This is a genomic window from Bacillus sp. SIMBA_008 (assembly GCF_046535495.1).
In the GTDB taxonomy this organism is placed as follows: domain Bacteria; phylum Bacillota; class Bacilli; order Bacillales; family Bacillaceae; genus Bacillus; species Bacillus subtilis.
This window is the reverse complement of sequence record NZ_JAWRWL010000482.1, coordinates 1-271: the sequence shown is the minus strand read 5'-3', so window position 1 is coordinate 271 and position 271 is coordinate 1. Positions and strand designations below refer to the sequence as shown.

The following is a 271-nucleotide window of genomic DNA, read 5'->3' as shown; positions in this document are numbered from 1 at the left end:
CGATTGTACCAAGGACCATTAAAATAGAAATGGTAATGAACACCCACTCTATACCAGCAGTTGCTTTCATAATTCCACTGAAAGCCGGTCCTACAATTGCCGCTGTTCCAACAGCAGCACCAGATAGAGCCATTGCCTTACCTTGTCTTGCTGAATTTGTTTGTTTTGATAAAAACGTAAAGGCAGCAGGAATTAAAAATCCGTCACTAAAGCCGTGCATAAAGCGCACAACTAATAGTTGTTCACCACTTTGAACAACGGTGTATAACAA

General features: G+C 41.0%; 1 protein-coding gene. It reads right to left on the bottom strand.

Features of this window, described 5'->3' with window-relative positions; genetic code table 11:
* The coding region (locus SB658_RS24115) for an MFS transporter (protein ID WP_410602877.1) at positions 1 to 271 on the bottom strand (271 nt) is incomplete at both ends.